The following is a 20,422-nucleotide window of genomic DNA, read 5'->3' on the forward strand; positions in this document are numbered from 1 at the left end:
GCCGTTCCGTGGGATGAAAGGGCGATGACTGCTCCGCTCGCCGCGATCGTCTATTCCACCGGCTTCCCCATCGACGAGTTGATGGCGGAGGTGGCCGATACCCTGAAGCGCGAGGCCGTTCGGCTCGGCGGCGTCGTCCAGCACAACAATGGTGACTGCGCGAGCGGTTGCGCCAGCATGGCGCTCGAGGATCTCGCCTCGGGCAAGCTCTTTCCGATCAGCGAGGATCGCGGCGCCGGCTCGGCCGGTTGCCGGCTCGATGCAGCCGGGCTCGCCGCCGCAGGCGCCGCCGTCTCTGGCGCGCTCTCCGGTCCGGTCGACCTCGTGATCGTCAACAAGTTTGGCAAGCAGGAGGTTCTCGGCCAGGGCCTGCGCGCCGAGATCGCCGCCGGCGTCGTCGCCGGACTGCCGCTGCTGACCGCCGTGCGCGACGACATGCTCGCCGCCTGGTCGGAGTTCGCAGGCGAAGACTGGCAGCGCCTGCCGCCCGAATCTGCCGCCGTGACGGACTGGGCGATGGCAGCGCTGCGCCAGCCGGCCTGACGGCTCGCAAGGAGCTACCTCGTGCCTGTTGGCAGCGACTTCCTCGACGACTACCTGATCCGGCCCGATCCAGCGGCTGCTCGCCTCGGCGCGACGGTTGCCGGCATCGACCATAGCGGCGCCCGCGTCGAGACCCGGGTCGTCACCGAGCGGGCGCTGACGCTCTACCTGAACAGCCAGGAGATCGTCACCATGATGACGATCGGCGACCACCCCGAGTACCTCGCGCTTGGCTATCTCCTCAACCAGAACATGCTCAGGCGTGGCGACCCGGTCGAGGCAGTCGACTATGACGAGGAGCTCGAGGTCGTTGTGGTCCGCACGCCCGAGCGCACCGATTTCGAGCAGAAGCTGAAGAAGAAGACGCTGACCTCGGGCTGTGCCCAGGGCACCGCCTTCGGCGACCTGATGGAGGCGATCGACGAGATCGTCCTGCCCAAGGCCGAGCTGCGCACAAGCTGGCTCTATGCGCTGACCCGCAAGATCAACACCACGCCCTCGCTTTATCTGGAGGCCGGCGCGATCCATGGCTGCGTGCTCTGCGAGCGCGACAAGCCATTGGTCTACATGGAGGATGTCGGCCGCCACAACGCCGTCGACAAGGTCGCCGGCTGGCTCTTCCGCCACGATGTCGATCCCGGCAGGATGATCTTCTACACCACCGGCCGCCTGACCTCGGAAATGGTGATCAAGACGGTGCGCATGGGCATCCCGATCCTGGTCTCGCGCTCGGGCTTCACCGAATGGGGCGTCGAGCTCGCCCGCAAGGCCGGCCTGACCCTGATCGGGCGGGCCCGCGGCAAGCGCTTCCTGGCGCTGGCCGGCGAAGATCGGATCGTCTTCGACCAGGACCCGGACAGCGTCGAGGAGGAAGGCGGCAAGCATCGCCGCAAGGGATCTGGTGATGACTGAGACCAGCCCGGTAACCCTCGGCCTCCTGCTCGCCGGCGGGCTCGCCCGCCGCATGGGCGGTGGCGACAAGCCGCTGCGCACCATCGCCGGCCGCACTATCCTCGCCCATGTCATCGAGCGGCTTGGGTCCCAATGTGACGGGCTCCTGCTCAACGCCAATGGCGACCCGGCCCGCTTCGCCGATTACGGCCTGCCGGTCGTCGCCGACAGTGTGCCGGATTTCGCCGGGCCGCTCGCCGGCATCCTAGCCGGGCTCGATTGGCTCGCGGCGAACCGGCCGGGCGCGCAATGGCTGGTCAGCGTCGCCGCCGACACGCCCTTCATCCCGCGCGATCTGGTGGCGCGGCTGCATGCGGCGCGTACGCAGGCGAATGTCCCGCTCGCCTGCGCTGCCTCGGGCGGCTGGACCCATCCGGTGATCGGGCTCTGGCCGGTCGCGCTGCGCGAGGAACTGCGCCATGCGCTCACTGTCGAGGACGAGCGCAAGATCGACCGCTGGACCGCGCGCCACGGTGTCGTTCCGGTCGAATGGCCGGTGACGCCGGTCGATCCGTTCTTTAACGCCAACCGGCCCGATGATCTCGCCGAGGCCGAGCGGCTGCATGCCGCGCTCGGCGACGCTTGATCGCGGACGGTACCGCCCCTAGATTCAACCGATAAGCGAAGCTTATTCGCCTGCCTCTGGGGGAAGTCGCATGAAGTCCTTTGTCATCGCCGTCGCCTTCGCTGCGATTGCCGCCTATGGCGCGAGCCTGGTGCTGGCGACCTATCAGCGCCCCGTCGACGTCGCCTACGCGACCAGCAGCGTTCGACTCTGACGCGTCCGGCTTAGCCTTCCAGTAGCGCTTTCAAGCGCGCGAGATCGGCGGCCACCCATTCGGCGTCGCGCGCGAACGCATCCTCTGTCATCTCCGGGCGCCGGAACAGCGTGAACACCACTTCGCTGCCGCTGCCATTGCCGAGTACGCGCATCGGGTTGTGCATCGCTGCGCCCGCATCAGGAACGACGGCGTGGTCGAGGATGCCGTAGGGGTTGGGCTCGCTGAACATCACGCGCATCGGCCCCATCGGCGTCTTCGCGCGATAGGTCATGCCCTCGACATGGTGGAATTCGCCGCCGAGCCCCTCCGCCCATTTCGGGAAGTTCATGGGCTCGGCGAGGAAGCCATAGACCTCCTCGATCGGCCTGTTGATCGCGATGCTGATATGACGCGCTGGCAGGACGGGCATCATCGCTTCTCCTCTCTTTTGGCCTTTAGAACATAACATGAACAAAATCGGATGTCATCGCGTATCGGTGATGGGCTGTGTCCGAGCCTGCCGCGGGTCGATCAAGATTCCGCCGGCTTCGCCAGCCCTTTTGCCAGCGGCGACGGATGAGGAGATTCGCGATGGAGCAGAGTATCGGCGTCGGCCTGACGATTTTCGTGCAGCATGGGCGCGAGCAGCAGGCCGCGGACTTCTACAGCGAGGCGTTCGAAGCACGGCAGCTCAAGACATACAGGGTCGACGGCGAGATCGCCGGGGTCGACATGCTGATGGGGGAACGCGGATCTCCGTCGCCGGCTCCAATCCGCGCCGCGAGGAGGAGCCGTCCTATGGCGGTCCGTTCTTCCCCAAGGCGGCCGGCGCGGTCAGCACGATCGTCCAGCTCACGGTGCCGGATATCGAGGCCTGCTTCGCACAGGCGATCGTCGCCGGGGCCGCGCTGCGTGACCGGGTCCAGACCGATGTCGAGGGACGACGGGTCGCCTCGCTTTTCGACCCGTTCGGGCACATCTGGGTGCTGATCGAGCGGCAGGAGGGGCCGACGAGAGTGGCCCCCGATCAGCTCGCAGTGCAGGCTGATCGGCCGAGCAGCCTTAACCTGCAGAACTAGAACCCTATTCGATCACGATCCGTGGCGCTGCCCTGGCCGGCCCGGCGAGGCCGGCCTTCACCTGTCGCGCCAGCGCGACATAGGCCTTGGCATGGGGGCTGTCGGGGTCGCTCGCCACGATCGGCCGGCCGCCATCGGAGGTCTCGCGGATCGGCATGGCGAGCGGGATTTCGCCGAGGAAGGGCACACCCTGCCGCTCCGCCTCGTGCCGCGCCCCGCCATGGGCGAAGATGTCGGAGCGGTGGCCGCATTCCGGGCAGATGAAGTAGCTCATGTTCTCGACGATGCCGAGGATCGGCACCTCGACCTTCCTGAACATGGCGACGCCGCGGCGGGCATCGAGCAGGGCCAAGTCCTGCGGCGTCGAGACGATCACCGCGCCGGCGAGCGGCGTCTGCTGCGCCATGGTGAGCTGGGCATCGCCCGTGCCGGGTGGCATGTCGACGACGAGCACGTCGAGCTCGCCCCAGGCGACCTCGCGCAGCATCTGGGTGATCGCCGAGATCACCATCGGCCCGCGCCAGATCATCGGCGTCTCCTCGTCGATCAGGAAGCCGATCGACATGATCTTCAGGCCGTAGGCCTCCATCGGTGCGAGCGTGCGGCCCGAGACCAGCCGCGGCTTGCCGGTGATGCCGAAGATCTTCGGCACGGACGGGCCATAGATGTCGGCGTCGAGCACGCCGACCTTGAGACCGAGCGTCGCCAGGGCCACGGCGAGGTTGGCCGTGGTGGTCGACTTGCCGACGCCGCCCTTGCCGCTCGCCACCGCGATGATCTGCTTGACGCCGGGGATGCCCGCCGCCTTCGGCACCGGCCCGCCGGGGCCGGGCTGGCCATGCGCTTGCCGGCGCGCCTCCGCCGCCTGAGATGGCGCCGGACGCCCCGGCGCCTTGTCGGCGGTGAGGCCGACCAGCACCTGCGTCACGCCCGGGATGCCGCCGACCGCGCTTTCGGCCGCCTTGCGTACCGGCTCCATCGCGCCGGCTTCCGTGGCGTCGATGCCGATCGCGAAGATCACCTTGCCGTCGTTGATGAGGATGTCGCCGATGCGGCCGGAGGCCGCCAGCGATTGCCCGCTCGCCGGCAGCTTCACCAGTTCGAGCGCGCGCAGGATGTCGTTTTGCGAAAGGGCCACGATGGTGGGCTCCGATTGTTGCGCGACGCTAGGCCGCGGCCTTGCGGATGTGGAAGACCAGCAGCTCGCCCTCGCTGCTGCTGAGTTCGATCGCGTCGCCGGTCTCGCGCATCAGATTCGGGATGTCGATTGCCGCCATCGGATCGGTGCATTCGACAAGGAACAGATCGCCCGGCGCTGCGCCTTTCAGCGCCTTGCGCACGCGCAGGGCCGGAAGAGGGCACTTCAGGCCGCGCAGGTTGAGCGGAATGGCAGACATGAGCGAAGGCCGATCGAACGAGGCAGCGCTTCATATGATGGCTTTTCGCGTGGGAGCAACAGGCGAGTATCCCTTCTCCCCCTGCGGGAGAAGGTGGCGCGAAGCGCCGGATGAGGGGTCGCGCTGCCTTGTCCGGATTTTGCGCATGCCAACTGCCAACGCGGCAATCGTTGCGCGACCCCTCATCCGTCTCGGCTTCGCCGAGCCACCTTCTCCCGCAGGGGGAGAAGGGAGGGCCGTCTTGCCAAGACCATTTGAAGCGACATGATCGGCGCATGATGAGGATCGCCTTTGTGCTGCTGACGCTCGCCTATGGCGGCATCGCCACCGCCCAGGAACTGCGCGGCCATGGCGGTCCGGTGCGCGCCGCTGCCGTCTCGGCCGATGGCGCGGTGGCCCTGACCGGCTCCTTCGACCAGTCGGCGATCCTCTGGGATCTCGCGCGCGGCAGCGCCATCAAGGTGCTGCGCTTCCATCAGGGGGCGGTCAACGCCGCCGTCGCGGTCAACGGCCTCGGCTTCGCCACCGGCGGCGAGGATGGCAGGATCGCGCTCTGGCGCGGTGATGCGCCCGAGCCGGCCAAGGTCATCGAGGGGCATAAGGGGCCGGTCGCCGCGCTGGCGATCTCGCCGGAGGGGCAGCATCTCGCTTCCGCCTCCTGGGACGGGACGGTCCGGGTCACAGCGCTCGCCGACGATTCTGCGCGCGTGCTCGAAGGCCATCAGGGGCCGGTCAACGGCGTCGCCTTCGCGCCGGGCGGCATGGTTGTCTCGTCAGGTTATGACGCGAGCTTGCGGCTCTGGCCCGCCGATGGCGGCGCGCCGCTGATCGTCACCACGCCGGTGCCGCTCAACGGCGTCGTCACTGCGTCCGATGGCGAGATCGCGGTAGCCGCCGCCGATGGCGGCCTTCGCCTGTTCGGGCCGGACGGAGCCCAGCGCGCCGAGATCGCAGTCGGCGAGACGCCATTGATTGCACTCGCCATCTCACCCGATGGCGCGACCATCGCTGCCGGCGGCCTGCGCGGCCAGGTCGCGCTGATCGATCGCAGGACGCGCACCATCCGCGCCACGCTGGTCGGGCCGGGCCTGCCGGTCTGGTCGCTCGCCTTCCTGCCGGACGGCAGACAATTGCTCTCCGGCGGTGCCGACCGTTTGGTCCGGCGCTGGAACGCCGTCACTGGCGAGCATGTCGGCGCGGTGGTGCCGCGCGCCGGCGAGGATGCGCTCGCCGCCTTCCGGGGCGAGCGCGGCGCCGAGGTCTTCCGCGCCTGCGCGGCTTGCCACACCCTGACGCCAGCGGATGGCAATCGGGCCGGTCCGACCCTGCACGGCATCTTCGGCCGCCGCATCGCCACCGCGCCAAACTATGCCTATTCCGACGCGCTCAAGGGCATGGACATCGTCTGGAGCAAGGAGAGCGTGGCGAAATTGTTCGAGATCGGCCCGAACGCCTACACGCCCGGCACCAAGATGCCGGAGCAGACCATCGGCTCGGCTGAGGACCGGCAGGCGCTGGTCGACTGGCTGGAGAAGGTGACGCAGTAGGCCGAACCTCAGGCCGGCACCAGCGTCAGCTTCATGCCGAGGGCGCGCGTCGCCTTGGACAAGGTTTCCAGCGTCGGATTACCGCCGGCGCGGAAGGCCTTGTAGATCGTCTCGCGGCTGATACCGGATTCTTCGGCAAATGTGGTGACACCGCGTGCCCGTGCGATGTCGCCGAGCGCGACCGCGATGAAAGCGGGGTCGCCATCTTCAAGGGCGGCTTCCAGATAAGCGACCTGCTCATCTTGTGTCGCGAGATGGTTCTGGATGTCGAAGGGGCGAGTCTCGTCTGCCATTTCAATACTCCGCCGCCATCTGCTTGGCTCGGGCTATGTCGTTCGCCTGCGTTCGCTTATCGCCGCCACAGAGAAGAATGATCAGCTCTTTGCCGCGCTGGACGAAGTAGACCCGGTAGCCGGGCCCGTAATCGACCCGCATTTCGCTCATGCCTTCGCCGACCGGCTTGACGTCGCCGGGATTGCCGAGTTCGAGCCGGCGTAGCCGAACGAGGATGCGTGCCTTGGCCGCGTTGTCGCGGAGGTCCTCGAGCCATGTCGAGAAGACCGCCGTCTGACGAAGCTCAGGTATGTGTACTATGATACACGAATTTGCGGCGTTGTCATCTACCCCAGCGGATCCTCGCCCCGCTCCGCCCGCTCGCGCAGATAATCGTCGGTGGTGCGCACCGGTGGGCGCTGCGGCGAGAGGTGCGGGTCGAAGCTCTCATTGACCACGGCCTCGACCCGGCAATCCTCGCACATCCGCAGGATCGAGGCTCGCTTCGCCCCTTCGCCGGCGAACATCCAGTGCTTGTTCTCGAGCTTTGCCGCGATCTTCTCGATCGTGCTGCGGACACCGAAGGGCTTGGCGCAGGCGATGCAGTGGAACGGCTCCTCCTGCTTGACGATCCGGCGGCCGCCGGTCCAGGCGTCGAAATCGATGCGCGGCTCCAGCGTGATCACCTTTTCCGGGCAGGTCGCGGCGCAGAGCCCGCACTGCACGCAGAGGTCTTCCTGGAAGGTCAGTGTCGGGCGCTCGGGATTATCGCCGAGCGCGCTGACCGGGCAGGCCGAGACGCAGGCCAGGCAAAGCGTGCAGCCATCCGCGTCGACATGGATCGTGCCGAAGGGCGCGAGCGGCGGCATCGCGACGTTGGCGACCGGCGCTGGCGCAACGGCATGCAGTTCGCCGATCGTCTGGCGCAGCAGCGGGCGCCCAGCGCCCATCGGCCGGAAGCGCGCGGGCTGCGCGGCGCTCGTGCCGGGCGTGATTTTCGCGAGGGCGGCGGCCAGCAAATCGGGGTCGTCGGTCTCGATCAGCGCGGCGCGGGCCTCGCCATAGCCGAGCGCACCGGCCAGCGCGTTGGCATAGTCGAGATTGCGGGTGAGGCCGGAGAGGTCGTGCTTCGGCTTGCCTCGGCCGAGCACGCGGATGGCGGAGGCGCCGAAGGCGAGCGCGGCGGCGAAGGTTTCCAGCCCGAGCTGGGTGATTTCGTTGACGCGCAGGGGCAGAACGCGCGCGGGCAGGCCGGCGCCATGGCGGGCCAGCGCCTCGATCAGGGGCTCGCCATGGTCGCCGTCATGCAGGAGCACGACCGGCTCGCGCCCGCCGGCCTCGGCATAGGTGACGAGCAGGGTCCGGAGCTTGCGCAGCAGTGCATCGGCCGGCGGCAGCGTATAGGTCACCGCGCCGGTCGGGCAGACGGCGGCGCAGGCGCCGCAGCCGGCGCAGATCTCGGCGGAGATCGCGACATGGTCGCCCGCTGGGGTGATCGCGCCGGTCGGGCAGAGTTCGAGGCAGCGCGTGCAGCCTGTCTTCTGCGAGCGCGCATGGGCGCAGAGGCCTTCGTTCAGGGCGACATAGGCCGGCTTGTCGAACTCGCCGAGGAGCCCGCTCGCCTGGAAGGCGAGCCGCTCGACCGCGGCCGCGTCGCGTGGATCGGCGCGCAGATAGCCGGCGCGGAGGTCGCCGGCCGGGAAGAGCGGCGTGCCGCCGGAGACGTCGATCACGACATCGCATTGCGAGACCGCGCCATTGCGCGGCGCCTCGAAGATGAGCTTGCCGCGCGAGGACGGGCTCGGCGCGGCGTAGTCGTTGACGGTGAGTTCGAAGGCTCCGAGCCAGCCGTTCGCCTGCGCGATCGTGCCCTTCAGCACCGGGAATTCGTCGCTGCGCGGCGGCGCGATCTCGCTTGGGCGCGACAGCAGCACGGTGACGTCGAGATGCTCGGCGAGCCGGTGCGCCAGTGTGATCGCGACCTCGTCGCGGCCATAGATCAACGCCACGCCCTTGCTGGTCAGCGTGGTGAAGGAGGCCGGCGGCATGGGCTCGCTCGCAGCGGCGAGCAGGGCGGCCATCTTGGGGCCGGCAGCCTTGGCCTCGTTGGACCAGCCGGCGGCCTCACGGATATTGGTGAAGGCAAGGTCCCCTGCGTAGTCGAGGTCGGCGGCGATCTCCTCGAACAGCGGCGCCTCCTGCGTGCAGGCGACGGTGATCGCATCGCTCTTAGCCAGCATGGCGCGGAAGCGTTCGACCTGGCTGCGGCAGAGATGGCGGTGCTCGCTGATCTCGGCGCCGCCGCAGCCGCGCTGGATCGCTTTGCCGTCGAGCGGCATTGTGTCTTCGCACGAGCAGACCATCAGCGTGCGGGCGACATCGGTCATCGAGCAGGCATCCTCAAGGTCGCGCTTGCGATAATCTCATCTTATATGGAATTGGAATGGCTCCAAAGAAGCAAGCCTTCCTTGGGATGAGACGTTAGGCGGCGGGTGATGGCGGCAGGGCCGATCAGGCAGGACGATCTCAGGCGCGAGCCGGTGCTGCCGCCGGGCTTTTCGCTCGTCACGCTGCGTGAATCCGGCGATGCCTTCGCCCATGCGCAGGCGGTTGCGGCCGAGGCTGGCGCCGCGACTTTGGTCTGGGTGCGACGTTTCGACATCGTCGAGTTCGCGGTGGTACTCGAGCCCGACGCGATCCTCGCCGAGGCTCGGCTCGCGCACTACCTCGCCATGAACGCTCTGGCCGATGCGCTTGCCGTGCATTCGCCGCCGGAGCGGCCGGTGCTGTTCCGCTGGCCGGATGCGCTGACCTATGATCTCGGCCTGATCGGCGGCGGGCGCCTCGGCTGGCCGGCTGGTTGCCCGGAGGGGCAGGTTCCGGACTGGCTCGTCTTCGGCGCGATGGTCCGGGCGACGACGATGTCGCCCTTCCAGCTCGGCCAGACCGGTGTCGGCATGGCCGAGGAGGGTTTCGAGGAGGTCGATGCCGTCGATCTGATCGAAGCCTTCTGCCGCCATCTCATGCTCGGCGTCAGCCATTGGCAGGAAGAGGGCGCCAAGGCTGCGGCGCGGCGCTGGCTCGATCGGCTGGAGAAGATTGTGGGCGTCCGCCACGGCATCGAGCCCAATGGCGATCTGGTCGCGACCTCGCAGCACGGCGTCGAGCGCAGGAGCCTCAGCGAGGCGCTGGCCAGGGTCGACTGGCTCGACCGCGACAGCGGAGCGCCCAAGCTGTGAGCGCGACCCTCAAGCTCCCGCGCGCCATCAGACTCGATCCGTCCGACGGTTTCGTCTTCCGCAAGGCGGCGGAGCCGGGCGAATGGCTCGTCACCGGCTCCTTCCTGTTCTCGTCCGAGAGCGTCGCCGGGCTCGACACCAAGGGGCGCGTCGCCTTCCGCTCAGGCTTTCTCGGCATCGGCAGCTTCGGCTGGAGCACGCTCGCCGTCGTCATCGAGGTGACGGCGGAGGAGTGTGAGCAAGCAGTGGCGCAGCTTGCGGGACAACTCGTCGAAAAACTCGGGGCGCCCGATCTCGCTGCCGCGCGCGCTGCCGCCGAGGAAGAGATCGCGTTTGCCGCCTCGCTCTGCGATCATCCCACGCAGACCCTGCTCGCCTTGCACCGGACGCTGGAGGATGGCGAGATCCGCGAACGCTTCCGGACCCTGATGCCGCGTGGCGACACGCCGAAGGATGCCTTCCGCGCCTTCGAGTTCGTCGAGACCGATGGCGAAGACGAACCGCAGGAGCAGGTCGACCTTATGCAGCTGATGAAGGACGCGCCGCGATGACCCATTTCTGGGCGAGCTCCGGCCATCTCCTGCTCGACCGCGAGGAGGGCGGCGGCCTCGTCGTCACCGACGATTTCCTGAAAGCCTATCTGGCGCGGCCGGAAGTGCTGCCGCCGGAAGAGGCCTGCGCGGCCGAGCGGGCGTTGCATGCGAAGTTGATGGCGGAGCCGCAGGCCGAGGTCATCGATCGCGAGATCGCCGCCATCGCCGATGCCGATGCCCGCGAGAACTGGCGCTTCCTGCTCGGCTGGCGCGAACGGCTGCTGGCGGCGCCGACCTTGCAGGCCGCCTATGCCGGGATCATTCGCGGCGGCGTCTCCGGCATTCCGCCCGTGTTCCTCGACCAACTCGTCCACGTCATCCTGCGCGCTGCGCTCGACGCGGAGAGCGACCCTTTCGTGGTGCGCGCCGCCGAATGCCTGTTCCGGCCGCAGCGCGCCACCCTGCACGAGAACACGATCCTGCTCGCCGACGCCGAGATGATCGAGGGTCACGAGACCGACCGGCACGCCTCGCCCCTGCTCGCCATGCTGGGCGGCCCGGCCGTGACCTCGCTCGATATCCTCAAACAGGCCGAGGCCGACCGCTACTGGCAGCGCTCCGACGCCTTCGACATGGTGCTCGATCTCGGCGGCAAGCCCTCTGGCCGCGCCGCGCTCGGCAAGGCGATCGCGCACTGGATCGCGCAGGTCCATGGCTTTTCGGTCGAGATCGAAGCCGTCGAGAACGTCCGTGACGCCAACTGGCGCTGGTTCGTCGGCCTCGATGCGCAGGCGACGGCGATCGGCAATGTGCTCTGGAAGGGCGAGACCCTCGACGAGGACAAGGCCTCGCGCCTGATCGCGCTCTATCGTCTGACGCTGCCGCCGGAGGTGCCGGTGCTGCCGGCGGCCAAGGGAGCGCCTATCTATCTGATGCTGGCGATGGACGGCGACCGGATCGTCCGGATGAAGCCGCAGAACCTGGTGACCGGCCTGCCGCTCGCGGTCCACGAGATGGCGAACTGAGGACGAGGCCATGCAGCAGCATCACGAGGTTGGTGTCGTGGTCGAGCGGCGCAAGCTCGACTCGCCTTGGGCCGACCACGCCTGGACGCCGATCGCGGTCCTCCCCGAGGCGCCGCCGCTCGCGCCCTGGAGCAGGCTTGCGGGCGATGACAAGCGTGAGCAGTTCTATCTTGGCGCGACCGTGCTGACGTTGCACTCGGTCGACACCGCCCATTTCCGCGAGAATTTCGCGACGGGCCAGGCCAGGCTCTGGGTTGCTGTCCGTCCGACCGGAATCGAGCCGGCGCTGGAGCTGGTCGGCGTCACCGCCGATCCATCCGAGGGCGAGGTCTTCCTGGAGAATGTCGGCGACATCGTCGAGGCCGTGCCGATGCCGGCTGCGATTGCCGAGGCCGTGCTCGCCTTCTTCGAGGCGCATCATGTCGAGCGCGAATTCATCAAGCGCAAGCGCACGGAGCACGATCCGCGCAAGGGCGGCTTGCGGCCGCGCCCGGGCCTCGATCGCGGAGAGGATTGATGTCGCGCCCGGACGACGAAGATCGCGAGGAGGGCTTCCTCGGGCGTTGGGCCCGCCGCAAGAAAGAGGCGCAGCAGCCTGAGCGATCGCTTGACGGTGACGCGCCAACCCCTCCCCCGTGGGGAGGGGCAGGGGCAGGGGCAGGGGTGGGGGGGCGGCGGGCAGGGCTCTCGGTTTGCCGGAATGGCAGAGCGGCCACGGCAAGCCCCCTATCGACGAACTCGGCCCCACGCCCCCACCCCCAACCCCCTCCCCACAAGGGGGAGGGGCTACGCACAGTGGCTCCCCCGCCCAAGCCGAGCCCGAGATGGTCGAGCCGCCCTCGCTCGACCTGATCGACAAGGATTTCGACCTCGCTCATTGGCTGAAGCAGAACGTGCCGGAGGAATGGAAACTCAAGGCGCTGCGCCGCGCCTGGGAGACCGATCCGGCGATATCAGGCTATCTCGACCCGGCGCGCGACTACGCGCTCGACTGGAACACGCCGGGCGGCGCGCCGGGCTATGGCCCGCTCAGCGAGTCGGACAATGTCGAGGAGATGCTGGCCAATATCTTCGGCAAACCGCCTGAGCCCACCACCGAGCAGGACGAGGCGGTGCGTAATGACGTCGCAGTTGTTCAACCTTCGTCTAATGACGAGAGCGGGTCTGATTCTGCTGCGGCGCAGCAGGTTCCTGCAATAGCCGCTGATACCGCCCAGCCAGTGCGGCTGAGCGACGAGGGTGTTTCTCGAAAATTCGCTGAAAAAGCTGCTGAATCGAGTGTTCCTCCGGGCGATGGTTCTGCTGCAGCGCAAAAAACACCTGAAATTCAGCCGCCGCAACAGCGGGCAAGGCGACGCGGCGGCGGTGCGACACCGCTCTGAGTTTCAGTTGAGAACAATTGCAATCTAGCGCGATAAGGTCTCATTATCACCGCGTGTACCAGCACGTCCGAACGTGCCGGTGCGGGATTGGAGACGCCTTCGTTTATGCGGGACCAGGCTCTGGAGCGGGCGATCGGAGCGGCCGGCGGCGTAAGAGCGCTGGCGCGGGCGGTCGGCGTCTCGCAGCCGGCGATCTCGAGCTGGAAACGCGTCCCGGCCGACCGCGTGCTCTCCGTCGAGGCTTTGACCGGTATCGCGCGTAGCGAGCTTCGCCCCGATCTCTACCCGCATGAGCCGATCGTCGTTGAGGCGACGGCGCCTGCGATCGACGAGATCGATGCGGCGCGCGCCGACGAGTTCGAGTTGATCGGTGCCCTGCTCTGGCGCGCGCCGACGGCTGAGACGCTGGCCGCGGTGCAGGGCCTGCGCGGCGACGCCTCGCCGCTCGGCATGGCCCATCTGGCGCTGGCGGAGGCCGCAGCCGAGGCGAGCCCCGACCAGGTACGCGACGAGTACTTCCAGCTCTTTATCGGCGTCGGCCGCGGCGAGCTTCTGCCCTATGCCTCCTATTATCTCACCGGCTTCCTGCACGAGCGTCCGCTCGCACTGGTGCGCGAGGACATGGGCAAGCTCGGCCTCGCTCGTGCCGAGCGCGTCGGCGAGCCCGAGGACCATATCGCCGTGCTGATGGACATCCAGGCCAGGCTGATCCGCGGCGACGTCATGGGCGAGGGGGTCGACGAGGCCTCCTTCTTCGCCCGGCATATCCGGCCCTGGGCCGACCGCTTCTTCGCCGATCTCGAAACCGCCGAGGCGGCGCGCTTCTACCGCGCCGTCGGCCGGGTCGGCAGCCTCTATCTTTCGATCGAGACGCAGGCCGCGAGCCTGCCCGCATGACTTACGGCACGGAGGAGACGACGATGTCGCAAAAGAACAAGGATGCGGGGCTCGACCGCCGCAACTTCTTCAAGGCGCTCGGCGCCGGCGCGACCGCAGCCGTCGCCCCTGTCGTGGTCACGCCTGCCGCCGCCGTCGATCCCGGCAAGGACGAGACCAAGGCGCGCTATCGCGAGAGCGAGCACGTCAAAGACTTCTACCGCGTCAACCGCTACTGAGGAGGCCGGCGTCATGCTGATCAAGCGCAAATCCGCCGACGTCCAGCGCGGTCGCCTGCAGAGCGCCCTCGGGGGTCTCGCCTCCGGCGTGATGGATCGCCGCTCCTTCCTGCGCCGCTCCGGCCTGGTCGCCGGTGGCGTCGCGGCCGCAGGCGCCCTGCAGATCGGCGCCGTCCGCAAGGCCGAGGCCGCCGATTTCGGCCCGGCTACCGGCACCAAGATCGTCAAGAACATCTGCACGCATTGCTCGGTGGGCTGCACCGTCCGCGCCGAGGTCAATAACGGCGTCTGGGTGGGCCAGGAGCCAGCCTGGGAGAGCCCGATCAACCGCGGCAGCCATTGCGCCAAGGGCGCCTCGGTGCGCGAGCTCGTCCATGGCGACCGCCGCATCAAGTACCCGATGAAGCTGGTCGACGGGCAGTGGCAGCGCCTGTCCTGGGACCAGGCGGTCAACGAGATCGGCGACAAGATGATGGAGATCCGGGCCAAGTCCGGCGCCGATTCCGTCTACCTGCTCGGCTCCGCCAAGTTCTCCAACGAAGGCTCCTATCTGTTCCGCAAGTTCGCGGCCTTCTGGGGCACCAACAATGTCGACCATCAGGCGCGCATCTGCCACTCGACCACGGTCGCGGGCGTCGCGAACGTCTGGGGCTACGGCGCCATGACCAATTCCTATAACGACATCCGCAATTCGAAGACCGTGCTGTTCATGGGCTCGAACGCGGCTGAGGCGCATCCGGTCTCGATGCAGCACATCCTGACCGGCAAGGAGCAGCAGCGCGCCAACGTCATCGTCTTCGATCCGCGCCTGACCCGCACCGCGGCGCACGCCACCGACTATGTCCGCTTCCGCTCCGGCACCGACATCGCGGTGATCTGGGGCCTGATGTGGCACATCTTCAAGAACGGCTGGGAGGACAAGGCCTTCATCGCCGCGCGCGTCCACGGCATGGACGACGTCCGCAAGGAGGTCGAGAAATACGATCCCAAGACGGTCGAGGACATCACCGGGGTTCCCGGCGAGCAGATGAAGCGCGTCGCTGAGACCTTCGCCACGGTGAAGCCGGCGACCTTCGTCTGGTGCATGGGCGTGACGCAGCACTCGGTCGGCACGGCCAATGTCCGCGCCATCTGCACGCTCCTGCTGGCGACCGGCAATGTCGGCGCGCGCGGCACCGGCGCCAACATCTTCCGCGGCCACTGCAACGTCCAGGGCGCGACCGACTTCGGTTTGGATATCTCGAACCTGCCTTGCTATTACGGCCTGGTCGAAGGCGCCTGGCGCCATTGGGCCCGCGTCTGGGGCGTCGACTACGACTATTTCGTCTCGCGCTTCGACGAGGTTCCGGCCAAGGGCGGTCGCGCCGCCCGGAACCGCAAGCAGAACATGGAGACCTCGGGCCATACCTCGACCCGCTGGTTCGACGCTGCGAACCTGCCGGCCGAGCAGGTCGATCAGAAAGACAACCTCAAGGCCATGTTCGTCATGGGCCATGGCGGCAACACCATTCCGCGCATGCCCGATGCGGTGAAGGGTCTCGAGAAGCTCGAGCTGCTTGTCGTCTGCGATCCGCACCCGACCAATTTCGTCTCGCTCGGCGGGCGCAAGAACGGCACCTATATCCTGCCGGTCTGCACCCAGTTCGAGACCTCGGGCTCACGGACCTGTTCCAACCGCTCGGTGCAATGGGGCGAGAAGGTTGTCGAGCCGATCTTCGAATCCGCCAGCGACTACGCGGTCATCTACAAGCTCTCGCAGAAGCTCGGCTTCGCCACCGAGATGTTCCGACCCTACGAGATGGTCCAGGGCAAGATCGGGCTGGAGCCGACGGCTGAATCGATCCTCAGGGAGATCAACCGCGGCGGCTGGTCGACCGGCTATACCGGCCAGTCGCCCGAGCGTCTCAAGCTGCACATGGCGAACCAGGACAAGTTCGACATCGTGACGCTGCGCGGCGCCAAGGGCTCCCCGGTCGAGAACGATTTCTACGGCCTGCCCTGGCCGTGCTGGGGCACGCCCGAATACAAGCATCCCGGCACCCATATCCTCTACAACACCTCGCTCGCCGCCAAGGATGGCGGCGGCACCTTCCGCCCGCGCTTCGGCCTGACCCGCGAGCGCACGCTGCCCGATGGCAGCAAGGTCGAGGACACGCTGCTCGCCGAGGGCGGCTCCTACTCGCTCAACTCGGATATCAAGGACGGCTATCCCGAGTTCACCATGGGCGTGCTGAAGAAGCTCGGCTGGGACAAGGACCTGACGCCGGCGGAACTCGCGACGATCTCCTGGATCGGCGGCAACACGATCGACAACGTCTCCTGGTCGACCGACCTGTCGGGCGGCATCCAGCGCGTCGCGATGGAGCATGGCTGCGTGCCCTATGGCAACGGCAAGGCGAGGGCCAATGCCTGGAACCTGCCCGATCCGGTGCCGGTCCATCGCGAGCCGATCTACTCGCCGCGCGTCGACCTCGTGGCGAAGTGGCCGGCAAGGCCGGACGAGCGGACGCTGCGCATCCCGAACCTGCACACCTCGGTGCAGAAGGCGGCGGTCGAGAAGGGCATCGCCAAGTCCTTCCCGATCGTGCTGACCTCCGGCCGCCTCGTCGAGTACGAGGGCGGCGGCGAGGAGACCCGTTCGAACAAGTGGCTGGCCGAACTGCAGCAGGACATGTTCGTCGAGATCAACCCGGCGGACGCGGCCGAGCGCGGCATCAGGGATGGCGCCCTCGTCTGGGTGACCGGGCCTGAGAACAACTCCAAGGCCAGGGTCAAGGCGCTGGTCACCGACCGCGTCGGCAAGGGCGCCGCCTTCATGCCCTTCCATTTCGGCGGCGTCTTCCAGGGCGTCGATCAGCGCGGCAATTACCCGAAGGGTTTGGACCCGATCGTGGTCGGCGAGTCCGTCAACACCATCACCACCTATGGCTACGACCCCGTGACCGCCATGCACGAAGGCAAGGCCACGCTCTGCCAGATCGCGGCGGCGTGAGGAGGAACTGAACCATGGCCCGGATGAAATTCCTCTGCGACGCCGACCGCTGCATCGAGTGCAACGCCTGCGTCACCGCCTGCAAGAACGAGAACGACGTGCCCTGGGGCATCAACCGCCGGCGTGTCGTCACCATCAATGACGGCAAGCCCGGCGAACGCTCGGTCTCGATGGCGTGCATGCACTGCACCGACGCGCCCTGCGCCGCGGTCTGCCCCGTCGACTGCTTCTACACCACGGCGGATGCCGTGGTGCTGCACAACAAGGACCTCTGCATCGGCTGCGGCTACTGCTTCTACGCCTGCCCGTTCGGCGCGCCGCAATATCCGAAGGTCAGCAACTTCGGCTCGCGCGGCAAAATGGACAAGTGCACCTATTGCTCGGGCGGCCCGGAGGTCGACCTCTCGCCGGCCGAGTTCCAGAAATATGGCTCGAACCGCCTCGCCGAGGGCAAGCTGCCGCTCTGCGCCGAGATGTGCTCGACCAAGTCGCTGCTCGCCGGCGACGGCGAGGTGATCGCACAGATCTACAAGGAGCGTGTGGTCAAGCGCGGCTACGGCTCGGGTGCCTGGGGCTGGCAGACGGCCTACCGGGAAACCATCACGATCTGAGCTGGGGGAGGGGGGCGCATCACGGCCTGAAAAGGGTCGGGTGCGTTCTCTCCCGGGTCCGATACCGCCTTCGCAAAGGATGCCGCAATGTCGCTCCGCGCTCATCTCCGCTTCCTCGTCACGGCGCTGCTGCTGGCCGTCGCGGTCGGCCTTGCCCAGCCCGGCGCAGCCCAGCAGGTCAATCCGACCGCCGACTCGGTCAAGGAGAAGCAGTTCCTCGACGCGCTGAAGGGCAATCCCTCAGCCGAGCTGCAAGGTCGTATTACGATCCCGGACACCAAGGCGGCGACGCTTGAGCGTCCGGCCGGGCGCGAATGGCGCGTCTTCCATCAGAACACCATGACCAAGATCGGCGCGGTCGCCGTACTCGGCATGCTGATCCTGCTCGTCGCCTTCTATCTCTTCCGCGGCCGCATCCGGATCGAGGGCGGCCCATCCGGACAGACGCTGACGCGCTTCAACGGCTTCGAGCGCTTCGTCCATTGGCTGACCGCCGCCTGCTTCATCGTGCTGGCGCTGTCCGGGCTCAACGTCACCTTCGGCAAGTCGTTGTTGCTCCCGCTGATCGGGCCGGAGGCCTTCACCAACATCTCGATCGTCGCGAAATGGGCGCACAACTATCTCGCCTGGCCGTTCATGCTCGGCATCGCCCTGATGTTCCTGATCTGGATCAAGGACAATATCCCTTCGATGATCGATGTCCGCTGGTTCGCGGCCGGCGGCGGCATCGTCGGCAACGCCCACCCGCCAGCGAAGCGCTTCAATGGCGGCCAGAAGATCGTGTTCTGGACGGTGGTGCTCGGCGGCGCGGCGCTCGGGGTCTCGGGTGTTTACCTGCTCTTCCCGGCGACTGCTGGCGGTGTGCTCAACCTGCAATTCTGGAACGTGGTTCACGGTATCGTCGGCGTGCTGATGATGGCGGCAATCCTTGCCCACATCTATATCGGCACGATCGGCATGGAGGGCGCCTTCGATGCGATGGGCTCCGGCGAGGTCGATCTGAACTGGGCCAAGGAGCACCATTCGCTCTGGGTTGCCGACGAGATGCGCAAGGGCCACGTCCACCCCGGCAAGCTGCAGCCGGCCGAGTGAACTTTCGCCGCGCTTGACCGGCTGAACCCATTTGCACGATGACAGCCGGGTGCTTCTTGCGCCCGGCTTTGTCTTTTGAGGATGTCCTTGTCGATGCGTGTGATCGGACTGGCGGGCTGGAGCGGGGCCGGCAAGACGACCCTTCTCATCAGGCTGATCCCGGAATTCAACCGCCGGGGCGTCATGGTCTCGACGATCAAGCATGCCCATCATGCCTTCGACCTCGACATGCCCGGCAAGGATTCCTGGGCTCATCGGCAGGCCGGCGCCTCCGAGGTGCTGATCTCGTCGGCCAAACGCTGGGCGCTGCTGCACGAATTGCGCGACGAGCCCGAGCTTGCGCTGCCGGAGCTGCTGGCGCGGCTCTCTCCGGTCGATCTCGTCATCGTCGAGGGCTTCAAGCGCGATCCGCACGCCAAGCTCGAGGTTTATCGTGCAGCCAACGGTAAGCCGCCGCTGCACCCGGGCGACCCCAGCATCCTCGCGATCGCCAGCGACACCGCTTTTCCGGATGCCGGCCGGCCGGTGATCGGGCTCGACGACGTCCCCGCCATCGCCGATTGTCTCTTCGCGCAGGCGCAGCCGCTCGATGCTGTGCTGGCGCGGGCAAAAGAGGGTCTTTGACGATGGCGCAGCTCAGCGCGGATGCCGACGCCTTCGGGCCGATGCTGACCATCGAGCAGGCGGCCGAGCTTGCTGCTGAGCACATCACTGCGGTGGCCGGCACCGAGACAGTCCCGCTCGCGGCGGCCGACGGGCGCGTGCTGGCGCAGGATGTGACTGCGCCTGTCGATCTGCCGCCCTTCGCCAACTCGGCGGTCGACGGCTATGCGGTCCGCTTCGCCGACCTGACGGCAGGCGGCGAGACGAGGCTGCCGCTGGCCGGTCGCGTTGCTGCTGGCGCAGATGCTGCCGGCGTCGTGACGGCGGGGACAGCGGTGCGGGTCTTCACCGGCGCGCCGCTGCCCGCCGGCGCCGAAACCGTTTTCATGCAGGAGGATGTCGCGCTGGAGGACAGTGCGGTCGTTCTCCCGGCCGGGCTGAAGCGCGGTGCCAATGCGCGCCCCGCTGGCGAGGATATCGGGTGCGGCAGTCTTGCGCTCGCCGCCGGGCGGCGCTTGCGCCCGCAGGACCTGGCGCTGCTCGCTGCGCTTGGCCTGACCGAGGTCGCGGTGCGTCGCCGTGTCCGTGTTGCGATCTTCTCGACCGGCGACGAGCTCAACGAGCCGGGCACGGCCCTGCCGCCAGCCGGCATCTACGATGCCAATCGCAGCCTGTTGCGTGCAATGGTGTCTCGCGCCGGGGCGGAGGTCGTCGACCTCGGCATTCTCAGGGACGAGCCGGAGAGCCTCGCCGCGCGACTGTGTCAGGCGGCGGAAAGCTGCGACCTGATCCTGACCTCGGGCGGCGTCTCGACCGGCGAGGAGGATCACGTCAAGGCGGCGGTGGAGCGTGCCGGCGAGCTCGCCTTCTGGCGGGTCGCGATCAAGCCCGGCCGACCCGTGGCGATGGGGCTCGTCGCCGGGACCCCCTTCATCGGCCTGCCGGGCAATCCGGTCGCGGTTTTCGTCACCTTCGCCTTCGTCGCCCGCACTGTGATCGCACTCCTGTCGGGTACGACGCCAGTGCGGCTGCACGGCCTGCCGGTCAGGCTTGGCTTTCCCTACAAGAAGAAGGCGGGGCGGCGTGAATATGTCCGGGTCATGCTTGTGCCGGGCGCCGACGGCATCGCGGTGGCGCAGAAGCACCCGCGGGACGGGGCCGGCGTGCTGACCTCGCTGACCGAAACCGACGGGCTGGTCGAGCTCGCCGATGAGTTGACGGGCGTTACTGAGGGTACGATCGCGCCCTTCCTCGCCTATGAGATGTTGACCGGCTGAAG

At 67.6% G+C, this 20,422-nt stretch carries 24 protein-coding genes; 18 read left to right on the forward strand and 6 right to left on the reverse strand.

Annotated features, from left to right (window positions below; all coding sequences use genetic code 11):
* Positions 1–24: 24 nt before the first annotated feature.
* From QO058_RS22455 to QO058_RS22470, 4 genes are all read left to right on the forward strand, one after another.
* Entirely contained in the window at positions 25–543 is a 519-nt protein-coding gene (locus tag QO058_RS22455; protein ID WP_284168442.1) for a DUF2478 domain-containing protein, read from the forward strand.
* Between the two features lie 21 nt (positions 544–564).
* Positions 565–1,455, forward strand: coding sequence for a formate dehydrogenase accessory sulfurtransferase FdhD (locus QO058_RS22460; protein ID WP_284168443.1), 891 nt, complete (start codon positions 565–567; stop codon positions 1,453–1,455).
* Complete coding sequence (gene mobA, locus QO058_RS22465) at positions 1,448–2,080, forward strand: molybdenum cofactor guanylyltransferase MobA (protein WP_284168444.1); 633 nt, start codon at positions 1,448–1,450, stop codon at positions 2,078–2,080. Before QO058_RS22460 ends, mobA begins: the two co-directional genes overlap by 8 nt.
* 70 nt (positions 2,081–2,150) lie before the next feature.
* Positions 2,151–2,273, forward strand: coding sequence for a hypothetical protein (locus QO058_RS22470; RefSeq protein WP_284168445.1), 123 nt, complete (start codon positions 2,151–2,153; stop codon positions 2,271–2,273).
* A 10-nt stretch (positions 2,274–2,283) separates the two neighbouring features.
* On the opposite strand, the gene QO058_RS22475 is transcribed toward QO058_RS22470, so the two are convergent.
* Entirely contained in the window at positions 2,284–2,685 is a 402-nt protein-coding gene (locus tag QO058_RS22475) for an SRPBCC family protein (RefSeq protein ID WP_284168446.1), read from the reverse strand.
* Positions 2,686–3,112: 427 nt separating this feature from the next.
* Here QO058_RS22475 and QO058_RS22480 point away from each other — a divergent pair, with 427 nt between their 5' ends.
* Positions 3,113–3,334 (forward strand): VOC family protein, encoded by a 222-nt coding sequence (locus QO058_RS22480; RefSeq protein WP_284168447.1) that lies wholly within the window; start codon positions 3,113–3,115, stop codon positions 3,332–3,334.
* Positions 3,335–3,338: 4 nt separating this feature from the next.
* On the opposite strand, the gene QO058_RS22485 is transcribed toward QO058_RS22480, so the two are convergent.
* Positions 3,339–4,472, reverse strand: coding sequence for an Mrp/NBP35 family ATP-binding protein (locus QO058_RS22485; RefSeq protein WP_284168448.1), 1,134 nt, complete (start codon positions 4,470–4,472; stop codon positions 3,339–3,341).
* A 28-nt stretch (positions 4,473–4,500) separates the two neighbouring features.
* A complete protein-coding gene (locus tag QO058_RS22490; protein ID WP_284168449.1) occupies positions 4,501–4,731 on the reverse strand; it encodes a sulfurtransferase TusA family protein in 231 nt (76 codons plus the stop codon).
* Between the two features lie 275 nt (positions 4,732–5,006).
* Here QO058_RS22490 and QO058_RS22495 point away from each other — a divergent pair, with 275 nt between their 5' ends.
* The gene (locus tag QO058_RS22495) at positions 5,007–6,278 is read left to right on the forward strand and encodes a c-type cytochrome (protein WP_284168450.1); all 1,272 of its coding nucleotides are present in this window, start codon (positions 5,007–5,009) and stop codon (positions 6,276–6,278) included.
* 8 nt (positions 6,279–6,286) lie between these two features.
* On the opposite strand, the gene QO058_RS22500 is transcribed toward QO058_RS22495, so the two are convergent.
* The 3 genes from QO058_RS22500 to QO058_RS22510 are packed head-to-tail and all read right to left on the reverse strand — an operon-like array spanning position 6,287 to position 8,938.
* Positions 6,287–6,571, reverse strand: a complete 285-nt coding sequence (locus QO058_RS22500; RefSeq protein WP_284168451.1) for an addiction module antidote protein — start codon at positions 6,569–6,571, stop codon at positions 6,287–6,289.
* A gap of 1 nt (position 6,572) precedes the next feature.
* Entirely contained in the window at positions 6,573–6,875 is a 303-nt protein-coding gene (locus tag QO058_RS22505) for a type II toxin-antitoxin system RelE/ParE family toxin (protein WP_347976609.1), read from the reverse strand.
* A 23-nt stretch (positions 6,876–6,898) separates the two neighbouring features.
* Complete coding sequence (locus QO058_RS22510) at positions 6,899–8,938, reverse strand: 4Fe-4S binding protein (RefSeq protein WP_284168452.1); 2,040 nt, start codon at positions 8,936–8,938, stop codon at positions 6,899–6,901.
* 108 nt (positions 8,939–9,046) lie between these two features.
* Here QO058_RS22510 and QO058_RS22515 point away from each other — a divergent pair, with 108 nt between their 5' ends.
* The 12 genes from QO058_RS22515 (at position 9,047) to QO058_RS22570 (ending at position 20,420) form a co-directional block, all read left to right on the forward strand.
* Positions 9,047–9,790, forward strand: coding sequence for a biotin/lipoate--protein ligase family protein (locus QO058_RS22515; protein WP_284168453.1), 744 nt, complete (start codon positions 9,047–9,049; stop codon positions 9,788–9,790).
* Complete coding sequence (locus tag QO058_RS22520) at positions 9,787–10,341, forward strand: DUF6505 family protein (RefSeq protein WP_284168454.1); 555 nt, start codon at positions 9,787–9,789, stop codon at positions 10,339–10,341. Before QO058_RS22515 ends, QO058_RS22520 begins: the two co-directional genes overlap by 4 nt.
* A complete protein-coding gene (locus QO058_RS22525; RefSeq protein ID WP_284168455.1) occupies positions 10,338–11,348 on the forward strand; it encodes a DUF6352 family protein in 1,011 nt (336 codons plus the stop codon). Before QO058_RS22520 ends, QO058_RS22525 begins: the two co-directional genes overlap by 4 nt.
* Before the next feature lie 10 nt (positions 11,349–11,358).
* Positions 11,359–11,865 (forward strand): DUF3305 domain-containing protein, encoded by a 507-nt coding sequence (locus tag QO058_RS22530; protein WP_284168456.1) that lies wholly within the window; start codon positions 11,359–11,361, stop codon positions 11,863–11,865.
* A gap of 118 nt (positions 11,866–11,983) precedes the next feature.
* Positions 11,984–12,730, forward strand: coding sequence for a DUF3306 domain-containing protein (locus QO058_RS22535; protein ID WP_284168457.1), 747 nt, complete (start codon positions 11,984–11,986; stop codon positions 12,728–12,730).
* Positions 12,731–12,835: 105 nt separating this feature from the next.
* The gene (locus QO058_RS22540; protein WP_284168458.1) at positions 12,836–13,627 is read left to right on the forward strand and encodes a Cro/CI family transcriptional regulator; all 792 of its coding nucleotides are present in this window, start codon (positions 12,836–12,838) and stop codon (positions 13,625–13,627) included.
* Positions 13,628–13,650: 23 nt separating this feature from the next.
* Entirely contained in the window at positions 13,651–13,845 is a 195-nt protein-coding gene (locus QO058_RS22545) for a formate dehydrogenase (RefSeq protein WP_284168459.1), read from the forward strand.
* Between the two features lie 13 nt (positions 13,846–13,858).
* Positions 13,859–16,837, forward strand: a complete 2,979-nt coding sequence (locus QO058_RS22550; RefSeq protein ID WP_284168460.1) for a formate dehydrogenase subunit alpha — start codon at positions 13,859–13,861, stop codon at positions 16,835–16,837.
* 14 nt (positions 16,838–16,851) lie between these two features.
* Positions 16,852–17,448: a formate dehydrogenase FDH3 subunit beta gene (fdh3B, locus tag QO058_RS22555; RefSeq protein ID WP_126113572.1), complete on the forward strand. Its 597-nt coding sequence runs from the start codon at positions 16,852–16,854 to the stop codon at positions 17,446–17,448.
* Positions 17,449–17,535: 87 nt separating this feature from the next.
* The gene (locus QO058_RS22560; protein ID WP_284168461.1) at positions 17,536–18,540 is read left to right on the forward strand and encodes a formate dehydrogenase subunit gamma; all 1,005 of its coding nucleotides are present in this window, start codon (positions 17,536–17,538) and stop codon (positions 18,538–18,540) included.
* 93 nt (positions 18,541–18,633) lie between these two features.
* On the forward strand, positions 18,634–19,164 hold the full coding sequence (gene mobB / locus QO058_RS22565; protein WP_284168462.1) for a molybdopterin-guanine dinucleotide biosynthesis protein B: 531 nt from the start codon (positions 18,634–18,636) through the stop codon (positions 19,162–19,164).
* Between the two features lie 2 nt (positions 19,165–19,166).
* Complete coding sequence (locus tag QO058_RS22570; RefSeq protein ID WP_284168463.1) at positions 19,167–20,420, forward strand: molybdopterin molybdotransferase MoeA; 1,254 nt, start codon at positions 19,167–19,169, stop codon at positions 20,418–20,420.
* Positions 20,421–20,422: the final 2 nt, after the last annotated feature.

The organism is Bosea vestrisii (genome assembly GCF_030144325.1).
In the GTDB taxonomy this organism is placed as follows: Bacteria; Pseudomonadota; Alphaproteobacteria; order Rhizobiales; family Beijerinckiaceae; genus Allobosea; species Allobosea vestrisii_A.

What these genes read in the sequence shown, in the direction of transcription:
- QO058_RS22510 (WP_284168452.1), bottom strand. Translation starts at nt 8,938, where the DNA reads ATGACCGATGTCGCCCGCACGCTGATGGTCTGCTCGTGCGAAGACACA.
- fdh3B (WP_126113572.1), top strand. Translation starts at nt 16,852, where the DNA reads ATGGCCCGGATGAAATTCCTCTGCGACGCCGACCGCTGCATCGAGTGC.
- QO058_RS22495 (WP_284168450.1), top strand. Translation starts at nt 5,007, where the DNA reads ATGATGAGGATCGCCTTTGTGCTGCTGACGCTCGCCTATGGCGGCATC.
- QO058_RS22470 (WP_284168445.1), top strand. Translation starts at nt 2,151, where the DNA reads ATGAAGTCCTTTGTCATCGCCGTCGCCTTCGCTGCGATTGCCGCCTAT.
- QO058_RS22560 (WP_284168461.1), top strand. Translation starts at nt 17,536, where the DNA reads ATGTCGCTCCGCGCTCATCTCCGCTTCCTCGTCACGGCGCTGCTGCTG.
- QO058_RS22570 (WP_284168463.1), top strand. Translation starts at nt 19,167, where the DNA reads ATGGCGCAGCTCAGCGCGGATGCCGACGCCTTCGGGCCGATGCTGACC.
- QO058_RS22545 (WP_284168459.1), top strand. Translation starts at nt 13,651, where the DNA reads ATGTCGCAAAAGAACAAGGATGCGGGGCTCGACCGCCGCAACTTCTTC.
- QO058_RS22455 (WP_284168442.1), top strand. Translation starts at nt 25, where the DNA reads ATGACTGCTCCGCTCGCCGCGATCGTCTATTCCACCGGCTTCCCCATC.
- QO058_RS22475 (WP_284168446.1), bottom strand. Translation starts at nt 2,685, where the DNA reads ATGCCCGTCCTGCCAGCGCGTCATATCAGCATCGCGATCAACAGGCCG.
- QO058_RS22540 (WP_284168458.1), top strand. Translation starts at nt 12,836, where the DNA reads ATGCGGGACCAGGCTCTGGAGCGGGCGATCGGAGCGGCCGGCGGCGTA.
- QO058_RS22550 (WP_284168460.1), top strand. Translation starts at nt 13,859, where the DNA reads ATGCTGATCAAGCGCAAATCCGCCGACGTCCAGCGCGGTCGCCTGCAG.
- QO058_RS22525 (WP_284168455.1), top strand. Translation starts at nt 10,338, where the DNA reads ATGACCCATTTCTGGGCGAGCTCCGGCCATCTCCTGCTCGACCGCGAG.
- mobA (WP_284168444.1), top strand. Translation starts at nt 1,448, where the DNA reads ATGACTGAGACCAGCCCGGTAACCCTCGGCCTCCTGCTCGCCGGCGGG.
- QO058_RS22530 (WP_284168456.1), top strand. Translation starts at nt 11,359, where the DNA reads ATGCAGCAGCATCACGAGGTTGGTGTCGTGGTCGAGCGGCGCAAGCTC.
- QO058_RS22490 (WP_284168449.1), bottom strand. Translation starts at nt 4,731, where the DNA reads ATGTCTGCCATTCCGCTCAACCTGCGCGGCCTGAAGTGCCCTCTTCCG.
- QO058_RS22500 (WP_284168451.1), bottom strand. Translation starts at nt 6,571, where the DNA reads ATGGCAGACGAGACTCGCCCCTTCGACATCCAGAACCATCTCGCGACA.
- QO058_RS22515 (WP_284168453.1), top strand. Translation starts at nt 9,047, where the DNA reads ATGGCGGCAGGGCCGATCAGGCAGGACGATCTCAGGCGCGAGCCGGTG.
- mobB (WP_284168462.1), top strand. Translation starts at nt 18,634, where the DNA reads ATGCGTGTGATCGGACTGGCGGGCTGGAGCGGGGCCGGCAAGACGACC.